The sequence below is a fragment of the Mucilaginibacter sp. UR6-1 genome, assembly GCF_020880975.1.
GTDB lineage: Bacteria > Bacteroidota > Bacteroidia > Sphingobacteriales > Sphingobacteriaceae > Mucilaginibacter.
Genome location: NZ_JAJIWP010000006.1, coordinates 192950 through 198949, shown reverse-complemented (window position 1 = coordinate 198949; position 6000 = coordinate 192950). Strand labels below are relative to the sequence as shown.

The window sequence follows — 6000 nt, the reverse complement described above, 5'->3', positions numbered from 1 at the left end:
CGGTGGTACCGTGGTACACATGTCGGCCGGCTGGGCGGCTTTGGCTTCGGCTATTTATTTAAAGCAGCGTACCGATAAGGCGCATGCCCCGGCACGTATCAGCTACGTGTTATTAGGTACCGGTTTACTGTGGTTCGGCTGGTTTGGGTTTAACGCGGGTTCGGCTTTAGGCGCAAACGCCCTTGCCGCTACCGCCTTGGGTACTACTACTACGGCTTCGGCCGCTGCCGCCATTGCCTGGATATTTTTTGATATGCTGCGTGGTAAAAAACCCTCTGTGGTGGGTGCCTGTATCGGCGCGGTGGTTGGTTTGGTGGCGGTTACGCCGGCAGCGGGCTTTGTAACTATTCCGCATTCGCTGATCATCGGTATCGTGGCCGCGGTGGTGAGTAACCTGGTGGTAATCTGGCGCAGCAAAACCAGTATTGATGATACTTTAGACGTATTCCCTTGCCACGGTGTGGGCGGTATGGTGGGTATGCTGCTGACCGGCGTGTTCGCCCATGTGAACGTGAACAGTGCCAATACTACCGGTAATGGTTTGTTCTACGGTGATACCAAGCTTTTCACTACGCACCTGATCGCTTTGGTGGGCGTGTCCGTCTTCGCTTTCGTGGGTTCGTTCATCCTGCTTAAAGTGACTGACCTGATCTCTAAACTTCGCGTTACCCCTGAAGAGGAACTTGTGGGCCTTGACGTCAGCCAGCATGATGAGGAATTGTAAGATGAGCATCCAATAAAAAATCTTAATAAATATTAACTGACCATTGTATTTATTTACGGCTGCACCATTTAGGTGCAGCCTTTTTTGTGTTAAGGCATTTATATTTGTTATTGTATATATGAAGGTGAATAAAACAGGCTGGCTCTTAACCTTATTATTAGGCATATCACTATCCGCATTGGCGCAGGATGTTAAGGTGGCTGCCGCGGCAAACCTGCAAAGCGTTATAAAACCGCTTGCCGCCGAGTTTAAAAAGCAAACCGGCATCAGCATAACGCCAATTACCGGCGCGTCAGGCAAACTAACGGCACAGGCTATGAACGGCGCACCGTTTGACATTTTTCTTTCTGCCGATGTTGCTTTTGCCGAAACATTATATGCCAAAGGCTTCGCAATTAATAAACCTGTTGTATATGCCCGGGGCAGCCTGATCCTATGCAGCCAAAAGCCTATTAACCTAAACAATTGGAAAGCATTACTTAACAACCCATCCACACAAAAGATCGCGATAGCAAACCCGGCCACGGCTCCTTATGGCAAAGCCGCTACCGAAGTTTTGCAGCACGAAAATTTACTTACCCGGTTAAAAACCAAGCTGGTATACGGCGAAAGCATATCGCAGGTAAATACCTATATTACAACAGGCATTGTACAGGCAGGCTTTACCACCGAAGCGCTGATCAAAGATCCGCAGCTTAAAACCATGCCGTATTGGGTAGCCATGGATGACAAACTATACGCGCCTGTAAAGCAGGCAATGGTACTGTTAAAGGGTGGCAAGCATCAGCCATCGGCTATAAAATTCTATAACTTTTTGCTAAGCAACGCTGCAAAACGCATTTTTAAACAATACGGTTATAAAACACTATAAATGGATGTATCGCCTGTATGGTTATCAATAAAACTGGCAACAGTAACAACGCTTTTGTTACTGCTTGTGGGATTGCCATTGGCCTGGTGGCTGTCAAAGCGGCGCACCTTGTTCAGAATGCTTGCCGAAGTACTTATTACCATGCCGCTGGTTTTGCCGCCATCCGTTTTAGGGTTTTATTTATTGCTGGCTTTTAGTCCGCAGCATGGCTTGGGCAAATGGCTGCATGATGTTTTTGATGTGCAGTTGGTGTTTTCATTCCCCGGGCTGGTACTGGCATCGGTAATTTATAGTTTGCCCTTTATGGCAGGCCCTGTCCGGTCGGCCTTACAGCAATTGCCGCCATCACAGGCACAGGCATCATATACCATGGGTAAATCTGAGTGGCAAACCTTCAGGTATGTGCTTTTACCTAATATAAAACCCGCGCTGCTTACCGCCACCATACTAACCTTTGCCCATACGCTTGGCGAATTTGGCGTGGTGCTGATGATAGGCGGCAATATTCCGGGTGTTACCCGCGTAGCCTCAGTAGCCGTTTATGATGCTGTTGAGCAGATGGACTACAGCCTTGCCGCCAATTATTCGTTATTACTTTTCGGTATTACCTTTTTATTATTGATGAGCGTTTTTATCTATAATCGTGCACAAGCTAAAACCCCGCTGGAATGATAGAGATAAACATTCAAAAAAAACTTAATATTTATAGCGGGGAGCAGGTTTTAGATTTTACCGGGCAATTGCCTTTAAATACTATCACCAAAATTTCGGGGCCATCCGGCGCAGGCAAAACCACGCTGTTAAAAATCATTGCCGGACTGATAACCCCCGAAAACGGCCGCGTGATAGTTGAAGGAACCACCTGGCTCGACACCGAAAAAAAGATAAACCTATCGCCACAAAAAAGGCTCACAGGTTTTGTGTTCCAGGATCATGCCTTATTCCCTAACATGACGGTGTTGCAACACCTGCAATATGCTACCAATGATAAGCAATGGATAAATCACCTGTTATCCATTGCCGAAATGACAGCATTTGCTTCGAACAAACCTTCACACCTGTCGGGCGGGCAGCAACAGCGGTTGGCGGTAATACGCGCATTGGCTGTAAGGCCGAAATTAATACTGATGGACGAGCCATTTTCGGCCCTGGATACTAAAACCAAAGCAAGATTCACCAGCGCTTTAAGTTCGTTGTTCAGTAATATGAGGATGACCGCGCTGATCGTTAGTCACAACCCGCAGGAATTGGATGCTTTTGCAGGCGAAGAAATAAGTATTGGCGAATAATTACGGTGCTTTAGCTATAATTATCTTACTCAGGTTATGCAGATAGCGGCGCCCGGTTTTATGATCTTTTGCTGATAGCATCTGGATACTTTCGGGCATAGTATTAATGCTGATACCATTCTTTTCAACCAACAAAAACACGGTTTCGCCAACAGTGGTGTTATACAATTCATTCCACGAGTAAACTACCTTGTATCCATCGCTTGCCACACAAACCAGGTAAAGTTCACTTAAAAGCTTAGGGCTGCTCACATTAAACCGGATATGGCTAAGCACATCTGTCAGCAATACACCTTTCAGCTTTTCATCCTTATGCTTAAATGAACCTGTATGGCTGGTAACATTTAAGCTATCGATATTATATACCTTATATTGTTGCAGCGAGTCGTATGTAATAGTTTGTGCCTTACTAACCACACCGGTTATTGTAAAGCTTTTGGTTTGTTGTGCAAAAACCGCAGTTGTGCAAACAAGCGCCAGCAAACAAAGCATCCACTTCTTATTTTTCATTCCCGCTAACTTAATATTTATAAACCAAAACTGATAAAATTTTTACCAGGTATATTTTACTTAGGCTATTGTAAAACGTTTTTACAACTTATGGCGCTTTAATAAGCACAATACAGCCTGCAAATAATGAATTAGAAAGTGTTATTATTACAATAATATTGCGCAAATAGAGTTATGTTTGCAGTGTCGGCAATCGATTAATTGTAATATTAATTGTTGCCGCCGTCATTACGTCTGATCTGTTAGAACAGTTTCAGGGTAATAATCAGCCGCAGAGATGCGGCCTATTCATTTGGCTTTTTTTCAATAAAAAGTATAGTTTAATTTAATTGGTTACCCGCCAGGCGCGAGGCCCAGCGGGTTTTTTAATTTTATAAAACTCTCTTAGTATTATTTTACTTTACGTGCCGGTACGCCTTCGTTAGTAATCTTAACCGGTTTTATTTCGCCTTTTTCGTCAAAATATATTTTATCTATACAAGTTACACGGTGATTACCATCGGTTTCGGTAAGCGGACGACGGTGGTAAATAATATACCACTCATCAGTGCCGGGTATGTTAACCATTGAGTGGTGGCCCGCGCCTGTGGCAATGGTTGCATCCTGTTTCAGGATGGTGTTAATGCGTTTGAACGGCTCTGTAGGCGAATCGCCTATAGCATAAGCTACACGATAATCAGGCCCGGTCCAGCCGCCTTCACTCCACATAAAGTAATATTTACCCTTGCGTTTAAACATTACCGGGCCTTCAACATAACCCTCAGGTGTTATTGATTTATAGGTTTCGCCGTTTTCAAACGGAATAAAGCCGGTAAAATCCTTATTTAGCTGGGCTATGTTGCAATGGCCCCAGCCGCCGTAAATAATATAATATTTGCCGTTATCGTTAAACACAAACTGGTCAATAGGCTGCGCCTTGTTGATGATCTTATCTATCAGTGGTTTGCCCAGGTAATCCTTAAACGGGCCTGATGGGCTGTTACTCACCGCAACGCCAATGCCGCCGTATTCATCATTGTTCTGAATATCGTTAGCCCCAAAAAACAAATAATATTTACTGCCTTTTTTGGTAATAGCCGGAGCCCATAGCGCACGCTTTACCCATTTTAAAGCCGAAGTGTCAACAATGCTTGGATGTTTGGTCCAATGCACCAAATCGGTTGACGAAAAGGCATCAAACTTAACCTGCTGATTGTATGGTGCAGAGTAAGTTGGATACACCCAAAACGTTTTACCAAATATAGCCGCCTCCGGATCTGCGTACCATCCCTCAAATATAGGGTTACCTGATGTTTCCTTTTTTTCCTGCGCAACGGATGCCTGGGTGCATATTCCCAGCGCACCCATTAAAAGTACAGTTCTTAATTTCATTGGTTGTTTGTTGGTTTCTTTTTATTCCCAAAGCGTTTGTTTTTACGCTTAAAGTGGGGTTTCTTCTCTTCGGTTAAAACGGGGGCTTCACCAAGTTCGGCGGGCAGCGGCTTTTGCTCAATCACCCGCTCTATCAAAGCCTCAATACCTTTAAAACGGCGTAGATCGCGCTGATTAACAAACGTAATAGCGGTACCGGTTGTTGCCGCACGTGCCGTACGGCCAATGCGGTGAATATAATCTTCCGGGTCGGGCGGCACATCGTAATTGATCACCAGGTCAATCCCCTCCACATCAATACCGCGTGATAGCGCATCCGTACCTATAATTATAGGCAGGCTTTTGTTTTTAAACTCGAGCAATATCTTTTCACGCTCTGCTTGTTCAAGGTCTGAGTGAAAGGCACTGATCTTGAGATTGCTCTTGTTCAGCTCCTTATATACCTCTTTTACTTTATCTTTAGTTGATGAAAAAATGATGATGCTGGTATAAGTACCATCACGAAGCAGCATTTTTAACAATGCGTTCTTTTGCTGATCGGCCACATAATACACCTGCTGATCAATACCTACCGCCGGTTGCGACACGGCCAGGTTTATTTGCTGCGGATTGTGCAGTACCGTTTTGGCCAAAGAGCGGATGCGTGGCGGCATTGTGGCCGAAAACAACAGCGTTTGCCTTTTTTTAGGCAGATAGCTGATGATGCGCGTAATATCATCCTGAAAACCCATGTCGAGCATACGGTCGGCCTCATCAAGTATCAGGTGGCGTATGTGGTTCAGCTTTAACACACCCGATGTAAGGTGGGCTATTAACCTGCCTGGTGTTGCAATAATGATGTTAACGTTGTTTTGTATACCGCGGCGCTGCTGCTCGTACACAATACCATCGCCGCCACCAAATACGGCCAGTGAGCTGAGGCCGGTAAAATATGCTAACCCTTCAACCTGCTGATCTATTTGCTGTGCAAGCTCACGGGTTGGGGTAAGTATAAGGGCTGTGGTGTAGTGTTTATGCTCCTCGGTAATAAAATTCAATACAGGCAGTAAAAACGACGCCGTTTTACCCGTGCCGGTTTGGGCACAGGCTATCAGGTCGTTACCCTCCATAATAACCGGAATGGCCATTTCCTGTATGGGCGTTGGCTTGGTATACCCCATGCTTAAAACGCCTTCTAATAAATCACTGTTAAAATTAAAATCCTGAAATGTCACTGTCTTTGCCTATAGGTGAGT

7 protein-coding genes are annotated in these 6000 nt (G+C 45.0%); 4 read left to right on the top strand and 3 right to left on the bottom strand.

Features of this window, described 5'->3' with window-relative positions; all coding sequences use genetic code 11:
* From LJ707_RS19080 to LJ707_RS19065, 4 genes are all read left to right on the top strand, one after another.
* On the top strand, positions 1-724 hold a 724-nt coding region (locus tag LJ707_RS19080; protein ID WP_370632426.1), incomplete at its 5' end, for an ammonium transporter.
* 118 nt (positions 725-842) lie between these two features.
* Positions 843-1595, top strand: coding sequence for a molybdate ABC transporter substrate-binding protein (modA, locus tag LJ707_RS19075; protein WP_228954076.1), 753 nt, complete (start codon positions 843-845; stop codon positions 1593-1595).
* Positions 1596-2267, top strand: a complete 672-nt coding sequence (modB, locus tag LJ707_RS19070; RefSeq protein WP_228954074.1) for a molybdate ABC transporter permease subunit — start codon at positions 1596-1598, stop codon at positions 2265-2267.
* Positions 2264-2884 carry an ATP-binding cassette domain-containing protein gene (locus LJ707_RS19065; protein ID WP_228954073.1) on the top strand — a complete coding sequence of 207 codons (621 nt, stop codon included), beginning with the start codon at positions 2264-2266 and terminating at the stop codon, positions 2882-2884. The genes modB and LJ707_RS19065 overlap by 4 nt, the downstream gene beginning before the upstream one ends.
* On the opposite strand, the gene LJ707_RS19060 is transcribed toward LJ707_RS19065, so the two are convergent.
* From LJ707_RS19060 to LJ707_RS19050, 3 genes are all read right to left on the bottom strand, one after another.
* Positions 2885-3394 (bottom strand): molybdopterin-binding protein, encoded by a 510-nt coding sequence (locus tag LJ707_RS19060; protein ID WP_228954069.1) that lies wholly within the window; start codon positions 3392-3394, stop codon positions 2885-2887. It lies immediately after the preceding gene.
* Between the two features lie 390 nt (positions 3395-3784).
* Entirely contained in the window at positions 3785-4765 is a 981-nt protein-coding gene (locus LJ707_RS19055) for a glycoside hydrolase family 43 protein (protein ID WP_228954067.1), read from the bottom strand.
* The gene (locus LJ707_RS19050; RefSeq protein ID WP_228954065.1) at positions 4762-5979 is read right to left on the bottom strand and encodes a DEAD/DEAH box helicase; all 1218 of its coding nucleotides are present in this window, start codon (positions 5977-5979) and stop codon (positions 4762-4764) included. The genes LJ707_RS19055 and LJ707_RS19050 overlap by 4 nt, the downstream gene beginning before the upstream one ends.
* Positions 5980-6000: the final 21 nt, after the last annotated feature.

What these genes read in the sequence shown, in the direction of transcription:
- modA (WP_228954076.1), top strand. Translation starts at nt 843, where the DNA reads ATGAAGGTGAATAAAACAGGCTGGCTCTTAACCTTATTATTAGGCATA.
- modB (WP_228954074.1), top strand. Translation starts at nt 1,596, where the DNA reads ATGGATGTATCGCCTGTATGGTTATCAATAAAACTGGCAACAGTAACA.
- LJ707_RS19065 (WP_228954073.1), top strand. Translation starts at nt 2,264, where the DNA reads ATGATAGAGATAAACATTCAAAAAAAACTTAATATTTATAGCGGGGAG.
- LJ707_RS19060 (WP_228954069.1), bottom strand. Translation starts at nt 3,394, where the DNA reads ATGAAAAATAAGAAGTGGATGCTTTGTTTGCTGGCGCTTGTTTGCACA.
- LJ707_RS19055 (WP_228954067.1), bottom strand. Translation starts at nt 4,765, where the DNA reads ATGAAATTAAGAACTGTACTTTTAATGGGTGCGCTGGGAATATGCACC.